Raw genomic sequence first — 21,338 nt, 5'->3', positions numbered from 1 at the left:
ATTAAATCAGTCTCTTATATGCAATAGGAGATAATTATTCTCCTAGGAGCTCTTCGAAGCCTTGCTTGATTTTGCCAACAGCATCGAAAGAAGGGTCAATATTGACCACGCCTTTTCCCAACTCATGCCAATACCCATCTCCGCATTCAATGTATTCACCACGTTTTTTACCTGCTTCTTCCTTGGCCAGTTCGTAGTGATAGTCCGGAGTAAAAATCATTTTCATCAGCTGAATGGCATATTCCCAATTCACTGGATTGGACTTTCCATTTTTCTCAAAAATCACTTCCCGGTTTGAAAAATGAACTGTTAAACTGCAATCAATCGTATCCTCCGAGCTGACTTTTCGGTAACTCACCTTGAGAGGAGCTTCTTTTTTGATGGTTTCATAAATCGCCTGGATTAGGTCCTGAGCCATCAATTGCCATTCCTCTTGATTGGAAGGAATTTTTAAGCCAAGGTCTTTTCCTTTTTCAGTTAGCGTAACCGAGATTCCTCCCTCTTCAATGTCCTTATTGGTCCATTTGGTCTTGTCATGCATTTGCTGCAAAGGCTTGATCCAGATGGAGTTTAGCTTTCCTTTATAGCTGAAATCATCCTGAAGCGTGAATCCCTCATCCAGAATTTCTTCCTCACTTAGTTCTTCCCGTTCTGTGTAATGCAAGTCTAATTGCGCTTCCAGATCACCTTTTGACCAGTCCAGGGCTAAGCGAAAAACGTGGCTGTATGGTGGGGGAACAATACCTGAGTCGTATTCCAGGACAAGTCCTGTGTAGTTTATTTTTGAGGAATTCATCTCGAATGCTTTCCGCAAAAGTATGGTTTTTCGCTCAATTAAGTGGTTATTTTGCAGCCCAAAGCCAAATCTATGGAAGAGATACTTGACCGAATTAGTGCTGAAATATATTCCAACTCCTACGTGGTCATTGATGGGTTTATTGAGGAGGAGTTTCGAGTTGCTCTTTTGGAGGAACAGACCAGGTTATTGAATGAGGGGAAATTTCGTCAAGCAGCCGTGGGAACAGGAGACAAAAAGCAGATCCGAACAGAAATCCGGAATGACCAGGTTTTGTGGATGGAAGCTGATCAGTTGACTCCCTTACAGGCCGCTTATTGGGATAAGGTAGATCAGGTCAGAAAAGCGATCAACCAGCGTTGCTTCTTAGGGCTAAAGTCATTCGAAGGGCATTTTGCCAGGTATCCAATTGGTTCTTTTTACATTAGACATTTAGACCAATTTAATCAAGTTCCTCACCGTGTGGTTACCGTGATTTTGTATCTGAATGATTCTTGGAGCCAAGAAGACGAAGGGGCTTTGCGAATGTATTTTCCTCAGGAGGATGGTTCAGAGCGAGTAGAGGATGTTTTGCCAGTGGGAGGCAGATTAGTTGTGTTCCTGAGTGGGGAAATTCCTCATGAAGTTTTGCCTACCAAAAAAGAAAGAATCAGCATCACAGGCTGGCTGAAAGATATCGACTAATGAAGGTTGATAAGAATGGTTTTAGCTTCTTTGGTCAGCTGAAAGGCCACCTTTTCAAAACTTGGAATGCTAAAATAGACCTTCGGATTATTTGAGAATCCAAACTTTTCTGAAGGATATCCCACCGCATTGGTATTTAATTTCCCATTTCCGTCTTCATCATGAATGACTGAAACGGCATATTTACCCTCAGGTAAGTCTTCTACCAGTAATTCTCCTGCTTTGTTTTTTGGTGTGATTGAATAGCTTTTTAGGGCATGCTCAGGTTGATCGGGAAACCCTTTTTCACTTGAAAAAATCAGGATTCGAATTTTCCCCTGATCTGATTTAGTATGATGGATTTGGATCAAAAGTTTGGTGTTGACTTTATCCTGAACCGTGGGATTGCCTAGTTGAAGAAAAAGGGAAAGAATCAAAAAAATCATGGATTTGCGAAAGTTCGTTTGCGATCTATTTTGCCTGTTGGGGTTTCTGCAAATTCTGTTCTTAAATAGATTGCTTTTGGAATTTCATATTTGTTCAAAACATTTTTTAAATCCTCTAGCAAATCAATCGCTGATTTTTGATTTTCCTTTCTTTCGACAAGAAGTACAATTTTTTCTCCCAGCTTTTCATCTGATTCACCAAAAATGAAAAACCTTGAATTGGGAAAATATTTATCGACCAATGGCTCGATTTTTTGCTCTAATTCTTCAGGGAAATGCTTGATTCCACCGGAATTGATCACAAAATCCACTCGTCCTAGCCAATGGAAAGAATTTGGCGAAAAGAGTTCTATGCGGTCATTGGTCTGGATTTTTTCAGGTCCTCCCATTTCAGAAAGTACCCAAAGCGCACCTCGTTCATCTTTCCCAATGATTACACCAGGTAAGGTTTTATACAGCATTTCTCCTGCTTCGATCCTTGCCAAGGCGATATGGGAAACAGTCTCTGTCATCCCATACGTCTGATAAGCTGAAATTTGGGAGGAAATAAGCTTTTGCTTCAATCCAGAGGAAAGCGGTGCACCTCCAATAATCAAGTTTTTGATAGACTTAAGCTTGGCAAGGCTTTCAGGATTGTTGAAAGTCCCTTCAACTTGCAAGGGGACAAATGCTGCCAAATCAAATTCTCCGGAGCAATTTTTTAAAGGGTCAGAATTGGGTTCGACCAAAACCAATTCACAATTCCAAACCATTGCCCGAACCAGCATCATTTTTCCAGCGATATAGGCAGGATTCAAGCAACAAAGTATTCTGGAATTTTCTCCCATTTGGAAAAATTCACCGGTTCCTTTGGCGCTGGCTAAGAATTGGCTTCGAGAGATTCTGATAGTTTTGGGAATACCCGTGGATCCTGAAGTTTGTTGGTTAAACTCAGTTGTTCCATTTAGCCAAAATTTGCAAAAGGAAATAGACTCCTTCGCGAAATCAGGAAGACCTTCAAGATTTTGTTCAAAATCTGAAGTTTTGCTGAATACCTGATTTTCAAAGCGAAGCTGGAACATGAAGAAATGTAAGAAAAGTATGGTCTTGGCCTACTCAACAAATTTCAGACAAGAGGGTTATCTTGCAAAAAAATCGGATTTTTAACCAAAACGAAAACCATGGAGTGGATTACTGCCAAAGAATACGAAGATATAACTTATAAAAAATGCAATGGGGTGGCCCGAATCGCCTTTAATAGGCCTGAAGTAAGAAATGCCTTTAGACCAAAAACCACTGCAGAATTATATGATGCTTTTTATGATGCACAGGAAGATACTTCCATTGGAGTTGTCTTGCTCTCAGGTGAAGGACCTTCCCCGAAAGATGGAGGTTGGGCATTTTGTTCCGGTGGTGACCAAAGGGCCAGAGGACATCAAGGCTATGTTGGGGATGACGGATACCATAGATTAAATATTCTTGAAGTGCAGAGGCTCATCCGTTTTATGCCAAAAGTGGTGATTGCCGTGGTTCCAGGTTGGGCTGTAGGAGGGGGGCATAGTCTCCATGTAGTTTGCGATTTGACTTTGGCGAGTAAGGAACATGCGATATTTAAACAGACAGACGCTGACGTCACCAGTTTCGATGGGGGCTATGGTTCTGCCTATCTTGCAAAAATGGTAGGACAGAAGAAAGCCCGTGAAATCTTTTTTCTGGGTAGAAATTATTCGGCTCAAGAGGCTTACGAGATGGGAATGGTCAATGCAGTAATTCCTCATGCTGAACTTGAATCCACAGCTTATGAATGGGCTCAGGAAATTTTAGCCAAATCTCCAACTTCTATCAAAATGCTGAAATTCGCCATGAACTTGACAGATGATGGCATGGTAGGTCAGCAAGTATTTGCAGGAGAGGCTACCCGACTGGCTTATATGACTGAAGAGGCCAAGGAAGGTAGAAATGCTTTCCTAGAAAAAAGAAAGCCTAACTTTAAGAATATCAAATGGATACCTTAATTTAAGTCTAAAGATACTTCAAGCCTGATTTGATGAAAATCAGGCTTTTTTTATTCAAATATTTTGCGGGCAATGTACTCAACAGTTCTGGCAGCAAGCCTTGCGGTGGCATGGTCTTGATCGTATTTCGGATTCAGTTCTACCACATCCAAGCTGATCAATTTTTTACTGGAGGCAATCAATTCAAAAACCTTGAATGCGATATGCGGATCAAATCCCATGGGAGAAGGAGCCGAAACTCCTGGTGCAAAAGCCGAGGAAAATCCATCCAAATCCACGCTTAAGTAGACCTTATTTACTGAGTCCAAAAACCAAATAATCTGCTCCTCGATATATTCCCAATTGTGCAGTCTAAACTCCTCCATCACAAGGTATTTGGCCTTTACTTTTTGGGCAGTTTCGAAAAGCGATTTAGGATTACCTGCTCTTTGAATCCCCAAAGCGAGGTAATGAAAATCTCCTTTTAGTTCCTCCGCCAATTGAAAAAAAGGTGAACCTGAGTGTCCTTTTCCATTAGCCAAGGGCCTGAGGTCAAAATGTGCATCTAGGTTTATTATTCCGAGTTTCTCTTCCTTTTCCAACACATATTTACTCACTCCTTTGCCATTAGCATATGCAAGATCATGCCCACCACCCAAGAGAATTGGGAAGTGATTTGATTTCAAAAGCTCATAGGAAATTTCTGAAATCGCCTCATGAGAGGCTTCCATATCCCCATCCAGAGTGACAATATCTCCATAGTCCAAAATTGGAACCTGATCAGGAAGATGTAAAGCGGTCGAACCCAAAACTTTTCTGATCGCAGCCGGAGCTTCTTGGGTTCCTAATCTTCCTTGGTTCCGAATGACTCCTTCTTCCCCGGAATAGCCCAGAATTCCTATTTTTTTTCCTGATTGGGTTGAGAAATTTAAACCTGAAACAAGCTGGACAGCCTGATGCCAGTATTCTGTTGAGTCAGATTTTCTTCCATTCCAGTTGGAGGCACTTGGATTTTGATTTAGGTTCATAGGAAATAGGTTTGGGATATATTTAAAGGTAATTGACTTGGGTGAAAAAAAGAAAAGGGCTGTTAATCCAGCCCTTCAAGAATATGATCATCAACCAAGTTTGGAAGTGTTACTTTTAATTTTGGACTTCTATCCATCTCTCGCTGAATAGCTTCCAGAGATCCTGAATTTCTAGCCCAGGCTCTTCTGGCGATCCCGTTATTTACATCATAGAAAAGCATGGATTTCAATTTCCTCTCAGCTTCCTGACTTCCATCCAAAACCAAACCGAAACCTCCATTCACTACTTCTCCCCAGCCAACTCCTCCGCCATTGTGAATTGAGACCCATGTGGCACCTCTAAAGCTATCTCCAATGACATTGTGGATAGCCATATCGGCTGTAAATCGGCTTCCATCGTAAATATTGCTAGTCTCACGGTAAGGGGAATCTGTGCCAGAAACATCGTGATGGTCTCTTCCCAATACTATCGGTGCAGAAATCTCACCTTTGGCAATTGCCAGATTAAAGGCCTCTGCAATCTTTGCCCTACCTTCAGCATCAGCATAGAGAATTCTGGCCTGGGAGCCGACTACAAGTTTGTTTTTCTCAGCTTCCCGAATCCAAGTGATATTGTCCTGCATTTGTTGAGAAATGGAATCTGGAGCTGTGGCCTTGATTTGCTCCAAGATATCACCGGCGATTTGATCGGTTTTTCTAAGGTCTTCAGCTTTCCCTGAGGTACAAACCCATCTAAATGGCCCAAAACCATAATCAAAGCACATTGGTCCTAAAATGTCTTGGACATAGCTTGGGTATTTAAAGTCGATTCCATTTTCTGCCATCACATCTGCTCCAGCTCTAGATGTTTCCAGCAAAAAAGCATTTCCGTAGTCAAAGAAATAGGTTCCTTTTGCCGTATGTCGATTGATGGCGGATGCGTGTCTTCTAAGTGATTCCTGAACTTTTGCTCTGAATTCTTCAGGATTTTCTGCCATCAGTCGATTTGATTCCTCAAAACTTAATCCTGCTGGATAATACCCTCCGGCCCAGGGATTATGAAGGGAAGTTTGGTCTGAGCCAAGTTCCACAAAGATGCTTTCCTCATCAAATCGCTCCCAAACATCTACCACATTACCCAGGAAAGCAATTGAAACTACTTCAAGATTTTCTTTTGACTTTCGGACTCTTATCACCAAGGAATCCAAGTCTTCGATCAATTCATCAACCCATCCTTGTTCATGTCTTTTTTTTGCTGCAGAAGGATTGACTTCTGCGCATACCGTGATACATCCAGCAATATTTCCTGCTTTGGGTTGGGCTCCGCTCATTCCTCCAAGCCCTGCCGTCAAAAAGATTTTTCCTCGGGAAGATTCCCCCGATTGAAGTTTTTTTCGGAAAGCATTCATTACCGTAATGGTCGTTCCATGGACGATTCCTTGTGGGCCAATGTACATGTACGAACCCGCAGTCATTTGTCCATATTGGGTGACTCCCAAGGCATTAAATCGCTCCCAATCGTCTGGTTTGGAGTAATTGGGAATCATCATCCCGTTAGTCACGATCACTCGTGGAGCCTCTGGAGTAGAGGGAAAAAGCCCCATAGGATGACCAGAATAGATGTGTAAGGTTTGCTCATCAGACATTTCTGCCAGATACTTCATGGTCAACAGGTACTGAGCCCAATTTTGAAAAACCGCCCCATTTCCTCCGTAGGTTATAAGTTCCTCAGGATGCTGGGCCACTGCAGGATCCAGGTTGTTTTGGATCATCAGCATGATAGCTGCGGCTTGTTGGCTTTTGGCGGGATAATCCGAAATCGCCCGAGCATGCATGGGGTAATCCGGTATAAACCGATACATATAAATTCTACCGAAATCCTTCAATTCTTGAATGAACTCCTTAGCTAATTCCTCATGCAATTCTTTTGGAAAATACCTCAAAGCATTCCTCAAGGCTAATTTTTTCTCTTCAGGAGAAAGAATATCCTTTCTTTTAGGCGCATGGGAAAGGTTGGGATTTCTTGTTTTTTTCGGAGGAAGGTTGCTTGGAATTCCTTGTAATATCTTTTCTCTAAATGTCATGTCAATTTCAATTTTTGAATTTCTTTACCTGTAGAAATCAATCAGGAAAGCTCTTTCTCAATTCAGGTGATCTTTCCAAAGTTTGGTTATGGAATTTTGATCCCAATTATCATCCGAAGATCAAAGCCCCAGACTTCCAGACTTTTGTTGGTTTTATTTTGCCCTGATGGTAGAGAATTTCCCGATAGTCCGAAGTAGGGAAAGCGACAAAGTCCCCAAGCAACTCAGGGACTATTTTCCCCCGATCGCTTAAGTCCAAAGCGGCGGCTGCTCTAAAAGTGATTCCAGCCCAGACTTCAGCCGAACTCAGCTTTTCAAAAGTTGCCAAAATCGAAGCCTGAGCCAATAGATCACCTATGGGAGCAGAACCCGGATTCCAATCGGAGGCGATTGCTAAAGCACCTCCTTGATCCAAGATTTTTCTTGCTGGTGTAAAATCACATCCTAGACCAATACTTGCCCCAGGCAGAGCAACAGCAATGGTATTGGACTTGGCTAATCTTAAAATTTCTTGATCTCCTGAAGCCTCCAAATGATCTGCTGAGAGTGCTCCGACTTTCACCGCAACTTCGGATCCTCCAGCAGTAAATTGGTCAGCATGGACCGTTAGCTCAAAGCCTAACTCCTTGGCTTTTGAAAAATAGGGGAGTATTTCTTCCGGAGAAAAAGCACTTTGCTCCACAAAAGCATCTATACGATTGCACAAGTTTTCCTTTTTAAGAATTGGAAAAAGAGACTCAGAAATTTCCTCCAAATACTCCGAATTGGAACCTGCAAAATCCTTTGGCCTCATATGAGCTGCTAAACAAGTGGGAACCAAATCAGCTGGAATTTTTGAATTGGCATACTGAATGGCGCGGAGCATTTTAAGTTCTTCCTCCAAAGAAAGCCCATAGCCACTTTTCACTTCAATGGTCGTGACTCCATCGGCTAGATGCCTAGAAGCATTTTGAATGACTCTTTGGGTTAATTCCTCTTGGGTAAGTTTTCTGGTTTGGGTTACTGTATCCCAAATCCCTCCTCCAGCTGCTGCTATTTCCAAATAAGATTTCCCGGCATTCCTCATGGCGAAATCCCTTGCCCGGCTTCCTCCAAAGCAAATATGGGTATGGCAGTCGATCAAGCCAGGAACTGCCACATAATCACCTTTTAATTCCTGAATTTCAGCCTCAGGAAATTCCTTCAAAAGTTTTTCCCAAGCTCCAACTTTCAGGATTTTTTCCCCATTGATCAGAATTCCCGAGTTTTCAAGAATTTCTAATTGCTCGTCCTTCAATGAACCTTTTAAAGGAAGCTTATCTAAAGTGAGAAGTTGGGCAAAAGGGCCGATTAGTTTTAGGTTTTTCATGGTGTTGTATCACAGATTTCTCAGATGTTCACAGATAGATTTTATCTGTGAACATCTGTGTCAGCTGTGAGCTTTTTTAGAATTTAAACAATTTGCTCCACTCGGTTTCAAAAGCTAATCCTTCCTGATCGGCCACAGATTTAGCTAGATTTACCAGTTCACCGCTTTTCACCAAATCGATTGCCGTTTCCATGTCCTCATACATTATTCGATCACTGACCACAGGATCGATTAATTCACGAACCTTTTGATAAATGGCCGTCATAATTTTACCGGACTTTAGCGGAGCATGATAATCCATGGCTTGAGCGGCATAAAACAGCTCGATTCCCAGAATCTTTTCCACGTTTTCAATCACCCGAAGTGCCTTTCTCGCGCCTATACTTCCCATACTTACATGATCTTCCTGTCCAAGTGAGGTAGGAATGGAATCTGCTGAAGCGGGAAAGCAAAGTCCCTTATTTTCGGAAGCCAAGGCAGCAGTGGTATACTGAGGGATCATCAATCCGGAGTTTAAGCCAGTTTCTTTCAAAAGCAATTTTGGGACTCCAGGCGTATCACCTTCAATGGATAAGTAAATCCTACGGTCAGAAATGTTTCCAATTTCCGAGGCCGCCAAAGTCGCATAGTCCAGTGGCAAAGCAATCGGCTGTCCATGAAAATGTCCTCCGGAAATGGTGTGATTTTCATTAAACACCACGGGATTGTCCGTCACTGAATTGATTTCAATCTCCAAAATTTCCTTTACATGCCGAAAAGCATTCCAACTTGCCCCATGCACTTGAGGCATGCAGCGAAGGGAATAAGGATCCTGAACCCGCGCACAATGCAGGTGGGAAGCTACGATTTCTGAATCATGCAAAAGGTTAAGGATGGTTTGTGCCACATGCTGATTTCCGGCATAGGGCCTTAATTGATGTAATTCTGCTGAAAATGGTTTCACAGAACCCATCAGACCTTCAATCATCATCGCTCCAGTAATGCTCGCATGGCTCAAAAGATTATGAAGTCTTTCCACCACTTTAACTCCATGGGCTGCCATAAACTGGGTTCCATTGATCAAAGCCAATCCTTCCTTTGGGCCAAGTTTTAGGGCTTTGATTTTCAGTCTATTAAAAACTTCCGAGGTTTTTTGAATTTCACCTTGGTAATGAATTTTTCCCATTCCGATCAAGGGAAGGAACAAATGGGAAAGGGGAGCCAAGTCCCCTGAAGCGCCTACTGAACCTTGAATTGGAACTACTGGAATAAGGTCGTTTTCCAACATCCAGATAATCCTTTCCAAAGTTTCCAGCCGGATTCCTGAAAATCCCTGAGCCAAAGCATGGGCTTTCAAAACCAGCATTAACCTGGAAATTTCCAGATCTACAGGTTCTCCAACTCCCACGGCATGGCTTTTCAGAAGATTTTCCTGAAGTGTTTGCGTGTCTGAAGCGGAGATTTTACTAGTACAAAGAGGACCAAATCCTGTATTTATCCCATACACTATCCTTTCTCCCTTTGCAATTTTCTCCACTGCTTCTGAGGATGCTTTTACTTTTTCAATGGTTTCAGCGCTTAAAATCCCTTGGATTTCTTTTCGGGCTAACTTTAATGCGATTGAAGCAGTGAGATGATCTTGACCGTATCGAAAGGCGTTCATGTGGGCTTGGGTTTAGATTCTTTTCCAAAATTACTTTCAATTTTTGATGCTTTTTGATACTATTATGATCATATAAAGATAACTATTAGGTATCAATGGAACTTAGGCACTTAAGTTATTTTCAGGCTGTGGCAGAGGAATTAAACTTCCGAAAAGCCGCCGAACGCCTTTTTATTTCCCAACCAGGGTTAAGTCGGCAGATCAGGCAGCTGGAAGAAATTCTGGAAGTCCAGCTTTTTGAACGGGATCAGAAACATGTGGAATTAACCCGAGCCGGAGAGTATCTCAAATCGGAGGTGGATTTTGTCTTGAATCACCTAGATACTACCAGGTTGCAACTGAAGGAAATTGCTTTGGGGAAAGTAGGGGAGCTTAGGATAGGGTTTTTGGGGTCGGCTTCCAATAAGGTCTTGCCTGATTTACTAACTCGCATCAATGCTTCAGAACCTTTGATCACTACCAGTTTGGAGGAATTAAGCAATCAGATGCAGGTAGAAATGATCCAAAAGGATAAGCTTGATTTGGGATTTGTCCGGCTTTCTTCTGTGCCTCAGGATCTGAAAATGAAAGGTGTGTTTCGGGATACTTTTTCTCTGGTTGTTCCTGATAATCATCCAATCGGTGAAAAGGATTTCAAAAGTGTAGGCCAGTTTTCTGAGGAATCCTTTATCCTATTTTCTTCCGATTACTCGAATTTCTACTTTGAGCAAATCATGAGTATTTGCAGGAATTCCGGCTTTTCTCCTAAAATCAAGCACAAATCTGTCCATGCCCTGACCATTTTCAGACTGGTAGAAAATGGCTTGGGAGTGGCAATAGTTCCCAGTTCGCTCAAGGAGGGATATGATTTAAAAGTTAGATTTATGGAAATCCCGGGTATTCCTCAGTTTACAGAGCTTTCAGTGATTTGGAAACCCGAAAACAGGAATCCCGCACTGAATAGGGTTCTATCTTTGATTTTGCCATCTTGATTTGGTTTTTAGGCTTTTCCTTTGAACATTAAAATCCTCTTTAAAGCCTAAAAAACAAATGTCGGGTTAATGTCGGGTTAATTCCGCCCCTTTTTCGCCCTTTGTCCAATTCCAATCCAAGAAATTGCCATGGTTAATTCAAAATCAAAATTCATCATGAAACAACCAGAATTAGGCAAAAAGATCTCTGAATTGAGAAAAGCCAAAGGACTGACGCAGGAAGAACTCGTCGAAAAATGCAATCTGAATGTGCGTACAATCCAGCGAATCGAAGCTGGGGAAGTGATTCCAAGGAGTTACACGGTCAAGGCACTCTTTGAGGCCTTGGATTTTCAATGGGAAGAAGTGAAAAGTAGCTTTAAGGATGAGGAGAGGAAAGTTCCATCCTATCTGTACTTCGCATTCGCGTCGGGCTTACTCTATTTTTTCATTGCTTTTTTTGAGATCGGTTGGGAATATGAATGGATAGAAGATGGTTTTGTATCCAATAAAACAGGCTTTACCGGAGTGAAATTGATCACCTTTTTTAGCTATGTTGGCTTTTTGCTCGGATTGCTGGGATTAGAGCGATTTTATCCAAACAAGTATTTGAAAATTGCCCTGTGGGTTATGATTGGTTTTAATATCCTAATGTATTCAGCGGATATGATTGCACTTCATACTCCTTTGTTCAGTATCGAGGATTATTACTGGATTAAGTTTGAAGCATTTGGCCTGGGCTATGCTTTTCTGGGAGCAAGTTATTTCGGGTATAAAAATCTGAAATTTGGACTAGGGCAGGTAATTGGTGTCTTGGGTTTGATCGCAGGGATTCTGATTTTCTCAGGATTTGGAGTGGTATTCGGACTCGTACCGATGACTTTCTTCGAGATTGGCCAGTTAGGATTGATGATTTACTTCATACAAAAAATCGGGAGAAGCAATTCTCCCGATTTATAATTATTCTTTAGCTTAAAAGCTATTTAAACCTATTATGCTTAGCCTTTTATTGCCTCCTGAATTTTAGATTTAACTTTTTTTAATATCTCGGCATTTTTTGGACTTGAAGTTTCAATTTCAAGAATCTTTGGCTGTAAACTAGGCTGGTAAAAATCTTTTAAGGCGTTTTCTAACTCTTCCTGATTTTTCGCAAAATCATAATGGAATCCAAATTCCTGAGCCAAATGAGAAGCGGTCAGCCTTTGCTTCGTTTCAAAATATTCCTCCAATTCCGGCTGTTTGGCTGGTCCATCAATCAGTCGGAAGATTCCTCCTGCATGATTGTTTAGTATGATAATTCGAAGATTCGGCATGGGATAATTATGCCAGAATGCGTTGCGGTCATAGAAAAAGGCCATATCTCCGGTAATCAAGGTAACCGGTTCTTTGGTGGTGAAAGTGCAGCCAACTGCCGTACTGTTTGAACCATCAATCCCGCTGGTTCCCCGATTGCAAATGATTTCCTGATTCCTTTTTCCAAGGAAATTCACATAGCGAACTGCCATGGAATTGGCTAAATGGAGTTTAGAAAAAGGAGGGATTTTCTTCAGGATCAGATTCAAAGCTGGATACTCACCGAATTCAGACTCGGAAAAAGCGCTTGGTAAAGTTTGAAGCACAGTCTTTTCCAAAGCATGCCATTTTTGAAAATACTCGGAATCCTGAACCTGGAGATTAATTTTCAGCCAATTCAGGAAACCTAAAGGAGAACAAGCTAAGACTCTGGTTAAATGTCGATAGGTATCTTTCGCCTCCCCATTTTCTTGAATATGCCAGTGGGAGCAATTACTCTTTCTCAAAAACTGCTTTAGAGACTTGGAAATAATAGACTTTCCAAAGCTGATCACCAGTTCCGGTTTTAGATCCTCAAAGAGGCTTTCATTCCCCACAAAATGATCATGAAGAGAAACAGAAGACTCACTTTGCAAATTGGAAATGGTATCAGTAATGACGACTACTTCTTTTTCCTTTACCAGTTGATCCAAAACACCTTGCAATTGAGGATTAGGTTTTTGTTGGCCTGGGACAATTACCAATTTCTTGATCTCGGAAAGTCTGTTTTGGATGTGCTTTAGACTTTCCTCACTGAGTTGCTTTTGGCTGGTCAATACCGTGAACTCCCTCGGCGATTCCGGGAATTCATAGGTTTCCTCTGGATCAGGGTAGAAGGGTTCTCGTAAAGGAATATTGATATGAACTGGACCTGCAGGAAACTGCCTGCTCAAATTGATGGCTTCATTGATGATCCGTTCAGCATGCCATTTTTGATCCTTTTGTTCGAAAGAATCTGGAAGTTGAAAACTATTTTTGATATGCTTGCCATACACTTCCTGCTGGTAGATAGTCTGTCCATCCCATTGATCAATCCACTCTGGTGGGCGATCAGCCGTCAGGATTAGTAGGGGGATTTGCTGAAAAAAGGCCTCTGCAATGGCTGGATAATAATTCAAGGCAGCCGAACCTGAGGTGCAAACCAAGGCGACAGGTTGCCCGAGCTGCTGAGCCATTCCCATCGCAATAAAAGCGGCAGAGCGTTCATCAGAAATCGTCCGAGAATGAATATCAGCATGTCTGGCAAAAGCCAAAGTCAAAGGCGCACTTCGAGATCCTGGGGAAAGAATAGCGTTTTCTATCCCTTTTTTGGCACAAATGGCAACTAAATCAAGAATTGGCTGGATAATCAAGCGGATGGATTTTGGATGAACTTGCCTATAATTTCACATTTGAGCTCAGTCTCTTCCCATTCTTTTTCCGGATCGGAATCTTCAGTGACTCCAGCCCCCGCATAAAGAATTGCTTTGTTTTCCTGGATATTAGCCGAGCGAAGATTGACGTAAATGGAGGTTTCTGATTCAATATTCACAGGGCCTAGGAAACCTGCAAAAAAGGATCTGTCAAAGCTTTCATTTTCCTGCAAAAACTCATGGGCTTCCTTTCTTGGCATTCCGCAAACTGCTGAAGTAGGATGCAATAAATCCACCATCACGGAGCCGAGTTGAGGAAAATTGGTGGCCTTCATGTCTACCTTGAAATCAGAGCATAAATGAAGAAGATTTCCCGCCAAAACAGTCTTTGGCCCATGTTCTTCATATTCTCTCAATCTGATTTTTTTGAAGCAATCTACAATGTATCTACTAACCAGGGCCTGTTCCTCAATTTCCTTTTGAGTCCATGCCACGGATTTAAGCGGATTGTCTCCAGTTGCCTGTTGAGTACCGGCAAGGGACATGGTAAAGAAAAAATCTCCTTTGGTCTCAATCAAAACCTCCGGCGATGCCCCAATCCAAGTTCCTACCTGAGGAATATGGAAGAAGTTGACAAAGGAATTGGGGTAGGATTTCAATAAGTTTTGGAAGGTTTTTCCCAAATCGAAGTTTTCTGGTAAAGTCAATGACTTAGTTCGGGCGGGGACAATTTTTTCTAAAGTACCTTCTTCAATGGAACGAATCCCAAGTTCTACCAATTTGATAAAATCCTCTTTTTCTCCGCCTTTTTGGATGTTTCCAGAATTGGAAGTAGTACTTCTTATTAATCTTGAAATTTCTGACTTTCTGAATTCACTGGGTTCACCTAATTTGCTCTGAATCCACTCAGGTAATTTTTCACCTTCAATTTCTTGATTCAATTGAAGTGAAAAATATTGGTTGGCTCGAATAAAAAACGCCTTTTTGTCTTCCTGATCAGCGAAAGGATGAACGATAAAACCTGCTGGCAATTCTTCCAACTCAATCGAAACCCGATCCAAATTAGCACGCTCATCCAAAATGAATTCCAGCTTTTGAGTCCTTGGTTTTTTCCAAATGGCAAAAGAACCTCCGGATTCCAATCCTATTTGGAATAAGGCATCCAAGACCTCCGCTTGACTACTGATATTCAGGACCTGAGTTTGATTCATTTTTTATCCAAAATAGCCATGGTGATTCTGCTGATGCAGCATAGTTTTTCTTCCTCGTTGAAGATTTTGATTTCCCAAACTTGAGTGGTTTTACCTAGGTGAATTGGTTTGGCAACACCTCTGACTTTGCCTTCACGAACAGATTTAAGATGATTGGCATTGATTTCCAGTCCCACACAGATCTGTTTGCTTGTATCAATAGTCAGAGAACAAGCCAAGCTACCCAAAGTTTCTGCCAAGACCACATTTGCTCCACCATGTAACAAGCCGTAGGGCTGTATGGTTCTATGATCTACAGGCATGGTTCCTTCTAAAAAATCATCACCAATTGCTGTGAACTCAATCCCCAAATGATCAATCATGGTTTTTCGACTTGGGGAATTCAGACTTTCTAAGGAAGGTTTGGAAATAAAAGCCATTAAAATATGGGCTAAATGAAGTTTATTTGGGCCTCGGACAAAAATAAAGAAACTTGAATCGAAAAAAAATTTACCTGGTAAGACACGGTCAAACTGATTTTAATTTACAGGGTGTGGTGCAGGGGAGTGGAATTGACGCTCCGATCAATGAAAGGGGAAAAGCTCAGGCCAGAGCCTTCTTTGAAGCGTATAAAGAAGTTCCTTTTGATCAGGTTTATCACACAGCTTTGATCCGTACCAAGCAATCCATCCAAGGTTTTTTGGATTTGGGAATTCCAAGTGAAGCTCTTCCTGAGTTAAATGAAATTTCATGGGGGGATTATGAGGGGACGCCAATGACGCCTGAAGAAGGAGAATATTACAGACATATGCTTCACCAGTGGCAGCAGGGAAATTTGGATTATGCTATTGCTGGGGGAGAAAGCCCGAATCGAGTTGCTGATAGGATGAGAAGAGGTATCTCAAAAATTTTAGAAGGTCCAGGAGAAACCATCTTGGTTTGTATGCATGGAAGAGCCATGCGAATTTTTCTAAGCTTGATGCTCAATTATGACCTGAGATACATGGATCAGTTTGAGCACAATAATCTCTGTCTTTACGTACTTGAACAATTGGAGGATGGGACTTTCGTGGTCAGAAAATTCAATGACCAGGGCCACTTAGAGAAACCGACTGGTGTTTAGTCGTTTTGGCGTCCTTTTTCTTCTTGGCTTGCATATCTTCATACATCGCCAATGATTCTTGGTGAAGCTCTTGATTCGTAGTCAGATCAAAAAGTCTAAATGCAATAGCTTGAAGTTGTTGTTTTTTTCCATTTTCTAAATCCACCAAGAATTCTCCAAGAAAGCATTCATCAAAGTCACAATTAGGAACTTCGATAAATAAGGCCAATTCAGAATTGCCAGAATAGGTTTTGGTCTTAAAAACTGATGAAAACTGGGCTTCAATCTGACGAAGACTGGTTTTCATCTCTTTTAATTCCTTTGCTTTAAATAAAGCCAAAAAAGTTTTTGTCTCAAGACTTTGAGCAAATCCTGAGCTGCAGCAAATCAAAAGAAAAAGAATTAGGGTGAATCTTTTCATTGGCTTCAATATAGCCATATAATTAGCCAGAAGTCAATTTTGTTAGATTAATTCTTTCTTAAAATTCAAAAAGACAAAAAAAATCCCCGAAGTTTTGGCTCCGGGGATTTCAAAGGGCAAAATCAAATTATGCTTTCGCAGTTCTTCTTTTTGCCTTGGTAGTATCTTCTTCGATTTCGTCTTCGACACCTGCAAGGATTCTTCCGCAGTGTTCGCAAACAATCAATTTCTTCTTTTCACGGATATCCGCTTGTCTTTGAGGGGGAACGGTGTTGAAACAACCTCCGCAAGCACCTCTTTTAACCATTACTACAGCCAAACCATTCTTAGCATTAGCTCTGATTTTGTTGTAGGATTTGATCAATCTCTCCTCAACCTTTTTTCCTGCTTTTTCTCTATCAGCCAAAAGTTTGGACTCCTCAGCTTCGCTTTCAGCGATGATGGTGTCCAATTCATTTTTCTTTTGATCAAGATCTTTTTGGCGATCTTTCATCACCAAATCCAAAGCGTCCAAATCGGTCTTTTTCTGCTCGATTTTTACTCCGGCTTCAGCGATCTTTTTCTTAGCAACCTGAATTTCAAGATCTTGAAGTTCGAGCTCCTTGGTGATGGCGTCGTACTCGCGGTTGTTTCGGACGTTCATCTGCTGATCTTGATATTTCTTGATCAACTTTTCAGACTCCTTGATATTTTCTTTATAACGCTTGATGTCTTCTTCGAAGCCAGCAATGTCGTTTTGGAATTTCTCAAGTCTTGTTTCGTAGCCTGCTATCTCATCTTCCAAGTCTTGGACCTCTTCAGGAAGAGCTCCTCGTACTTTCAAAATGGAATCTAGTCTAGAATCTATGAGCTGAAGGTTGTAGATAGCGTCGAGTTTTTGTGCTACTGTACTTTCCATGTACTATCGGTAGGATGTGGGATTAGTAACTACTTTTGTCAAATAGAGTGCAATATTAGGAAAATTTTGTGACAATAGTTCAGCGAGTAAATCTTTTGTAAAAATTTCACTCTCATAATGTCCGATATCGCATAAAATTAATTGCCCTTCTGCGTCAAAAAACTCATGATATTTCACGTCCGAAGTGATGAAAATATCAGCTCCGGCTCTCTTGGCATCATGAAGGAGAAAAATGCCTGCTCCTCCGCATAAAGCCACTTTCTGAATCTTTTTTCCTCTTAAAGAGGTATGCTTCAATACCTTAAGATTCATTTTTTCCTTAAGAAAATCCAGGAATTCTTCCTCAGAAATTGGGCTTTCCAGCCTACCAATCATTCCTGCTCCGACCTCTTGGTTTTCATTCTCCAAAGAAGAAAGGTAATAGGCCACCTCCTCATAGGGGTGGGCCCTTTTTAAAGTATGAATAATTTTATTTTTTAGGTAAGACGGTAAAATAACTTCTATCCGAATTTCTTTTTCGTATTGAGGAATGCCTGGTTGGCCTATATGAGGATTGGCTTTTTCGGAAGGGGTGTAAGTTCCCATTCCTTCGATTTGGAAAGAGCAATCCTTGTATTCTCCGATTTGTCCAGCTCCAGCCTGAAAAACGGCATCCAAAACCTGGTCTTTATCTTTTGGTGGGACGAAGAAGGCAAGCTTGGTTAAAATATCTTTTTTAGGCTGGAGGATTTTGGTGTCTACCAAGCCAAGTCGATCTGCAATTCTTTTATTGACTCCCGTGGACACATGGTCCAAATTGGTGTGTATGGCATAAATTGCTACATCATTTTTGATAGCCTTGAGGACAGTTCTTTCCACATAATTTTTCCCGGTTAGGCTTTTTAAGCCTTTAAAAACGATGGGATGATGAGCCACTATTAAGTTGGCTCCAATAGAAATGGCTTCCTCAACTACGGCTTCAGTACAATCTAAAGTGCAAAGTACTCCCTTGATCTCAGCGTTTCTATCTCCGCATATCAGCGTGGCATTATCATAACTTTCCTGATAAGCCGGAGGAGCGAAAGCCTCTAGAAATGAAATTACATCCTGGATTTGTTGTCCCATATTTTTCTTTTCTTTGGTCAAAAATAACAATTCTCCCCAATGCCTTGGTATGCCATTTTACTTGCTCCCGTTGCACTGATTTTTCGTCTGGTGACGGGAGTCCGTAATTTTTTGTATGACCAAGGACTGCTTAAAAGTCATAAAGGAGAGATCCCAACTTTGGTGGTTGGGAATTTATCAGTTGGGGGAACAGGGAAAACGCCCCATGTGGAATTCCTGATTTCTCAATTTAAAGAAGAGAAAAAAATTGCAAGCCTGAGTCGTGGCTATGGACGAAAAACCAAAGGATTTTTGCAGCTAAGTTTAGCTTCTTTGCCAGAGGAAGTTGGCGATGAACCACTTCAGCTTTTTCAGAAGTTTAAAGGAGAAATCCCCGTTTTTGTAAATGAGGACAGGGTTTTAGGTATCCAAAAGATCAAAAGTCTGATTCCTCAATTAGACTTGGTGATCTTGGACGATGCCTTCCAACATAGAAAATTAAAGGCTGATTTTTACCTTCTGCTTACCCCATATTCCAAACCCTTTTCCAGAGATTTTTTGATGCCCATGGGTCGATTGAGAGAATCCAGAAATGGGGCAAAGAGAGCTGATGCTGTAATTGTAAGCAAGTGTCCGGGCTCTCTTTCTAAGGAAGAAAAGAACCAGTTTAGAAATGAGCTTTTGCCTTATTTAAGTTCTGAGGTTCCTGTTCTTTTTTCATCAATAAAATATGGAAAGCCCTATTCTTTGGGTTCAGAATATGATTTTACCGGCAAAGTGATTTTGATTTCAGGTTTGGCGGATGATAGATTATTTATAGACTATTCTAGGAAAGAGTATCATGTCCTTGAGTCATTTTCATTTCCGGACCATTATTCCTATTCAGAGGACGATTTGGACATCTTTTTGGAGGCTGCACAAATCCATCAAAGCCAAAATCCGGTATTTCTTTGTACTGAGAAAGACGCTGAAAAACTTAAATCTCTGGGTAATGGGGGATTTTTGGGGGATTTTCCGATTTTTGCCCTGCCAATAGAGGTATACTTTGAACCTCAGGATAGAGAAATACTGCTGAACCACATTAGTAAAAAATTAGCCGCCAAGTGATCAAAAATGGTTTTTTCTTCGGAGTAGTTTTTTGCCTGCTTGGAATGCAATTCACTTTTGCGCAAAGACCTGTGCAAACCCAGACTTCAGGACAAACTGCAAGGCAAGGCCGGGTTTTGGCGGAGCCTCAGGAAGGGGATGAGGACACCAGAAAGTCGCTTTTGGATGATAGCACCAGAATGGTGTATGGTCCTAAAACTTCCCTGTTTTTTTATGAAAAAGACATCAAAAGGAATAGCCTAAAATTATTCGAGCAGGACACCCTTCTGACTAACTTCCACAATTATGATCCTGTCGCCAAAAACTCCTGGAAGTATCAAGACCTTGGAAATATAGGAAGTGCTGCCAAGCCGGTTTTTTATCAGGCCCCTGAGCTTATTGGAGCTACCTCTGGATTTCATGCCTATGATCTCTATTTCGTGGACCCAGCTAAAAGACGATTTTTTGATACCAAATCTCCATTTACCGAGATGTCCGCATTTTTTGGTGGGGGAAATAGAAATATGCTGGACATCTATTTCGCAAGAAATATCAATCCCAGATGGAATGTTGGTTTTGATTTTAAAACAGAAAGAATCCGCAAAACCCTAAATCCAAATGGAAGAGATGACCATATGGTAGAGCAAAATGCCTATGGATTTCATACCAACTACCGATCGGAAAATGGACGTTATTGGTTTTTGGGAGCTTTTTCCAGAATGAGGCATTTGGTAAATGAAATCGGTGGGATTATCCCTCCGGAATTGGATGAGACTTCTGTCTATTTCACCTATGAGGATGCAAAAGTTTGGTTGAGGAATTCACAGGCCTCCGATCTTCGTCAGGATTCCCATTTTTATCATGAATACAAATTGGGCAATGGACTCCAGGTCTACCATGTTTTTGATCGTAAAAACCAAAAAATGAGATTCACTGCCAATCTCAATACTTCTGATTCCCTGTTTTTCAATAAAGAGAGATTTAACAATCCTGATACTACCCAAAACCGCAGCTCTTTTTCTGAATGGAGAAATGAGTTTGGGATAAAAGGGACTGTCAAAGGTTTTTATTACAATGCTTTCGCCAAACTCAGAAATGCGAAAATGGAAAGCCCTTTCTTTCCAGAGAAAAAGGAAAACTACAACGAGTTTTACCTTGGAGGAGAATTAATCGGCAAACTATCAGATAAGTGGTCTATTCAGGCTGATGGGGAATATTTGCTTGCTGACGCATTCAAAATCCATGGACTTTTTATTTCACCTTGGTTGGAACTGGAATACACCAAGGCGCTTTATAGGCCCACTTCCATGCAGCAGATTTATTTTGGAAATCATTACCAATGGGAGAATGATTTTTCCAACATAGGAATGGATCAGGTCAAGGGAAGGGTAAAGCTTGATTTTGAAAAATTCAGAATCCGACCTACACTTTCGATTAGCAGGGTTAATAATTATGTCTACTTCGGGGAAGATAAGCAGGTTGCTCAGGCCGAAGGTGAAGCTTTTATGCTGATGCCTGGCATAGAAGGGAGTTTCCAGGTAGGCAAGAAATTCAAATGGGATTTTGAGGTGATCTATACTGAAGTGACTGGAAGTGCTTCTGATAAATTCAGGATTCCTAATCTTTACGCCAATACCCGTTTTTACTTTGATAGCCCTGCATTCAATGAGCATGTATTTGTACAGATGGGGGTAGATATACGGTACAAATCCTCATTTTTTGCAGAGGCTTACAATCCATCCTATCAGCAGTTTTACCTTCAAAATGGCTTTGACGTTTATGCGTATCCAGTGGTCGATGTGTTTTTGGATTTCAGGATAAACCGAACCCGAGTTCTTCTGAAATACAACCATTTGAATGCAGGATTGATGAAAAATGAAGGTTATTTCGTAACCCCAGATTATACCGGATATCGTTCATTCTTGGATTTAGGTATATCTTGGTATCTATTTGATTAATAGAGTA

The 21,338-nt window shown here is 41.2% G+C and carries 20 protein-coding genes; 7 read left to right on the top strand and 13 right to left on the bottom strand.

What is annotated here, in order from left to right:
• Positions 1–34: 34 nt before the first annotated feature.
• Entirely contained in the window at positions 35–796 is a 762-nt protein-coding gene (locus DFQ04_RS06135; RefSeq protein WP_133554380.1) for a hypothetical protein, read from the bottom strand.
• 72 nt (positions 797–868) lie between these two features.
• On the opposite strand from DFQ04_RS06135, the gene DFQ04_RS06130 reads away from it, so the two are divergent.
• On the top strand, positions 869–1,480 hold the full coding sequence (locus DFQ04_RS06130) for a 2OG-Fe(II) oxygenase (protein WP_133553713.1): 612 nt from the start codon (positions 869–871) through the stop codon (positions 1,478–1,480).
• On the opposite strand, the gene DFQ04_RS06125 is transcribed toward DFQ04_RS06130, so the two are convergent.
• Entirely contained in the window at positions 1,477–1,905 is a 429-nt protein-coding gene (locus DFQ04_RS06125) for a DUF2141 domain-containing protein (protein ID WP_133553711.1), read from the bottom strand. The genes DFQ04_RS06130 and DFQ04_RS06125 overlap by 4 nt on opposite strands.
• A complete protein-coding gene (locus DFQ04_RS06120; protein WP_133553709.1) occupies positions 1,902–2,966 on the bottom strand; it encodes an AMP-binding protein in 1,065 nt (354 codons plus the stop codon). Before DFQ04_RS06120 ends, DFQ04_RS06125 begins: the two co-directional genes overlap by 4 nt.
• Before the next feature lie 99 nt (positions 2,967–3,065).
• Here DFQ04_RS06120 and DFQ04_RS06115 point away from each other — a divergent pair, with 99 nt between their 5' ends.
• Positions 3,066–3,899, top strand: coding sequence for a 1,4-dihydroxy-2-naphthoyl-CoA synthase (locus DFQ04_RS06115; RefSeq protein WP_133553707.1), 834 nt, complete (start codon positions 3,066–3,068; stop codon positions 3,897–3,899).
• A gap of 50 nt (positions 3,900–3,949) precedes the next feature.
• Here DFQ04_RS06115 and hutG read toward each other — a convergent pair whose 3' ends face one another.
• From hutG to hutH, 4 genes are all read right to left on the bottom strand, one after another.
• Positions 3,950–4,906 (bottom strand): formimidoylglutamase, encoded by a 957-nt coding sequence (hutG, locus tag DFQ04_RS06110; protein WP_133553705.1) that lies wholly within the window; start codon positions 4,904–4,906, stop codon positions 3,950–3,952.
• 62 nt (positions 4,907–4,968) lie between these two features.
• Positions 4,969–6,969 carry a urocanate hydratase gene (locus DFQ04_RS06105; RefSeq protein WP_133553703.1) on the bottom strand — a complete coding sequence of 667 codons (2,001 nt, stop codon included), beginning with the start codon at positions 6,967–6,969 and terminating at the stop codon, positions 4,969–4,971.
• A 109-nt stretch (positions 6,970–7,078) separates the two neighbouring features.
• Entirely contained in the window at positions 7,079–8,317 is a 1,239-nt protein-coding gene (gene hutI, locus DFQ04_RS06100) for an imidazolonepropionase (RefSeq protein ID WP_133553700.1), read from the bottom strand.
• Between the two features lie 76 nt (positions 8,318–8,393).
• Complete coding sequence (gene hutH, locus DFQ04_RS06095; RefSeq protein WP_133553698.1) at positions 8,394–9,959, bottom strand: histidine ammonia-lyase; 1,566 nt, start codon at positions 9,957–9,959, stop codon at positions 8,394–8,396.
• A 95-nt stretch (positions 9,960–10,054) separates the two neighbouring features.
• On the opposite strand from hutH, the gene DFQ04_RS06090 reads away from it, so the two are divergent.
• Both DFQ04_RS06090 and DFQ04_RS06085 read left to right on the top strand, forming a co-directional pair.
• Positions 10,055–10,930 (top strand): LysR family transcriptional regulator, encoded by an 876-nt coding sequence (locus tag DFQ04_RS06090; RefSeq protein ID WP_133553696.1) that lies wholly within the window; start codon positions 10,055–10,057, stop codon positions 10,928–10,930.
• Between the two features lie 156 nt (positions 10,931–11,086).
• Positions 11,087–11,869 (top strand): helix-turn-helix transcriptional regulator, encoded by a 783-nt coding sequence (locus DFQ04_RS06085; protein ID WP_243739638.1) that lies wholly within the window; start codon positions 11,087–11,089, stop codon positions 11,867–11,869.
• Between the two features lie 38 nt (positions 11,870–11,907).
• Here DFQ04_RS06085 and menD read toward each other — a convergent pair whose 3' ends face one another.
• Genes menD through DFQ04_RS06070 form a run of 3 tightly spaced genes read right to left on the bottom strand, consistent with a single transcriptional unit; the run spans position 11,908 to position 15,166 of the window.
• A complete protein-coding gene (gene menD / locus DFQ04_RS06080) occupies positions 11,908–13,593 on the bottom strand; it encodes a 2-succinyl-5-enolpyruvyl-6-hydroxy-3-cyclohexene-1-carboxylic-acid synthase (RefSeq protein WP_133553693.1) in 1,686 nt (561 codons plus the stop codon).
• Positions 13,590–14,804: a chorismate-binding protein gene (locus DFQ04_RS06075; protein ID WP_133553691.1), complete on the bottom strand. Its 1,215-nt coding sequence runs from the start codon at positions 14,802–14,804 to the stop codon at positions 13,590–13,592. Before DFQ04_RS06075 ends, menD begins: the two co-directional genes overlap by 4 nt.
• Positions 14,801–15,166, bottom strand: coding sequence for a hotdog fold thioesterase (locus DFQ04_RS06070; protein WP_243739637.1), 366 nt, complete (start codon positions 15,164–15,166; stop codon positions 14,801–14,803). The genes DFQ04_RS06075 and DFQ04_RS06070 overlap by 4 nt, the downstream gene beginning before the upstream one ends.
• Positions 15,167–15,276: 110 nt before the next feature.
• Between DFQ04_RS06070 and DFQ04_RS06065 the strand changes: the two genes are divergently transcribed.
• Complete coding sequence (locus DFQ04_RS06065) at positions 15,277–15,906, top strand: histidine phosphatase family protein (RefSeq protein WP_133553686.1); 630 nt, start codon at positions 15,277–15,279, stop codon at positions 15,904–15,906.
• Here the strand turns inward: DFQ04_RS06065 and DFQ04_RS06060 are convergent.
• The 3 genes from DFQ04_RS06060 to DFQ04_RS06050 form a co-directional block, all read right to left on the bottom strand.
• Positions 15,866–16,306, bottom strand: a complete 441-nt coding sequence (locus DFQ04_RS06060; RefSeq protein ID WP_133553684.1) for a hypothetical protein — start codon at positions 16,304–16,306, stop codon at positions 15,866–15,868. The two genes, DFQ04_RS06065 and DFQ04_RS06060, sit on opposite strands and share 41 nt — an antisense overlap.
• Before the next feature lie 127 nt (positions 16,307–16,433).
• Positions 16,434–17,204, bottom strand: a complete 771-nt coding sequence (locus DFQ04_RS06055; RefSeq protein ID WP_133553682.1) for a zinc ribbon domain-containing protein — start codon at positions 17,202–17,204, stop codon at positions 16,434–16,436.
• Positions 17,205–17,207: 3 nt separating this feature from the next.
• Entirely contained in the window at positions 17,208–18,308 is a 1,101-nt protein-coding gene (locus DFQ04_RS06050) for a Nif3-like dinuclear metal center hexameric protein (RefSeq protein WP_133553680.1), read from the bottom strand.
• Positions 18,309–18,347: 39 nt separating this feature from the next.
• On the opposite strand from DFQ04_RS06050, the gene lpxK reads away from it, so the two are divergent.
• Positions 18,348–19,394, top strand: a complete 1,047-nt coding sequence (gene lpxK / locus DFQ04_RS06045) for a tetraacyldisaccharide 4'-kinase (protein ID WP_133553678.1) — start codon at positions 18,348–18,350, stop codon at positions 19,392–19,394.
• A gap of 44 nt (positions 19,395–19,438) precedes the next feature.
• Positions 19,439–21,331: a putative porin gene (locus DFQ04_RS06040; protein ID WP_133553675.1), complete on the top strand. Its 1,893-nt coding sequence runs from the start codon at positions 19,439–19,441 to the stop codon at positions 21,329–21,331.
• Positions 21,332–21,338: the final 7 nt, after the last annotated feature.

The sequence above is a fragment of the Algoriphagus boseongensis genome (genome assembly GCF_004362805.1).
GTDB lineage: Bacteria > Bacteroidota > Bacteroidia > Cytophagales > Cyclobacteriaceae > Algoriphagus > Algoriphagus boseongensis.
This window is presented reverse-complemented; position numbering and strand designations above follow the sequence as displayed.

Coding starts and splice junctions, on each gene's coding strand:
- DFQ04_RS06135 (WP_133554380.1), bottom strand. CDS start 796: ATGAATTCCTCAAAAATAAACTACACAGGACTTGTCCTGGAATACGAC.
- DFQ04_RS06130 (WP_133553713.1), top strand. CDS start 869: ATGGAAGAGATACTTGACCGAATTAGTGCTGAAATATATTCCAACTCC.
- DFQ04_RS06125 (WP_133553711.1), bottom strand. CDS start 1,905: ATGATTTTTTTGATTCTTTCCCTTTTTCTTCAACTAGGCAATCCCACG.
- DFQ04_RS06120 (WP_133553709.1), bottom strand. CDS start 2,966: ATGTTCCAGCTTCGCTTTGAAAATCAGGTATTCAGCAAAACTTCAGAT.
- DFQ04_RS06115 (WP_133553707.1), top strand. CDS start 3,066: ATGGAGTGGATTACTGCCAAAGAATACGAAGATATAACTTATAAAAAA.
- hutG (WP_133553705.1), bottom strand. CDS start 4,906: ATGAACCTAAATCAAAATCCAAGTGCCTCCAACTGGAATGGAAGAAAA.
- DFQ04_RS06105 (WP_133553703.1), bottom strand. CDS start 6,969: ATGACATTTAGAGAAAAGATATTACAAGGAATTCCAAGCAACCTTCCT.
- hutI (WP_133553700.1), bottom strand. CDS start 8,317: ATGAAAAACCTAAAACTAATCGGCCCTTTTGCCCAACTTCTCACTTTA.
- hutH (WP_133553698.1), bottom strand. CDS start 9,959: ATGAACGCCTTTCGATACGGTCAAGATCATCTCACTGCTTCAATCGCA.
- DFQ04_RS06090 (WP_133553696.1), top strand. CDS start 10,055: ATGGAACTTAGGCACTTAAGTTATTTTCAGGCTGTGGCAGAGGAATTA.
- DFQ04_RS06085 (WP_243739638.1), top strand. CDS start 11,087: ATGAAACAACCAGAATTAGGCAAAAAGATCTCTGAATTGAGAAAAGCC.
- DFQ04_RS06075 (WP_133553691.1), bottom strand. CDS start 14,804: ATGAATCAAACTCAGGTCCTGAATATCAGTAGTCAAGCGGAGGTCTTG.
- DFQ04_RS06070 (WP_243739637.1), bottom strand. CDS start 15,166: ATGATTGATCATTTGGGGATTGAGTTCACAGCAATTGGTGATGATTTT.
- DFQ04_RS06060 (WP_133553684.1), bottom strand. CDS start 16,306: ATGAAAAGATTCACCCTAATTCTTTTTCTTTTGATTTGCTGCAGCTCA.
- DFQ04_RS06055 (WP_133553682.1), bottom strand. CDS start 17,204: ATGGAAAGTACAGTAGCACAAAAACTCGACGCTATCTACAACCTTCAG.
- DFQ04_RS06050 (WP_133553680.1), bottom strand. CDS start 18,308: ATGGGACAACAAATCCAGGATGTAATTTCATTTCTAGAGGCTTTCGCT.
- lpxK (WP_133553678.1), top strand. CDS start 18,348: ATGCCTTGGTATGCCATTTTACTTGCTCCCGTTGCACTGATTTTTCGT.
- DFQ04_RS06040 (WP_133553675.1), top strand. CDS start 19,439: ATGCAATTCACTTTTGCGCAAAGACCTGTGCAAACCCAGACTTCAGGA.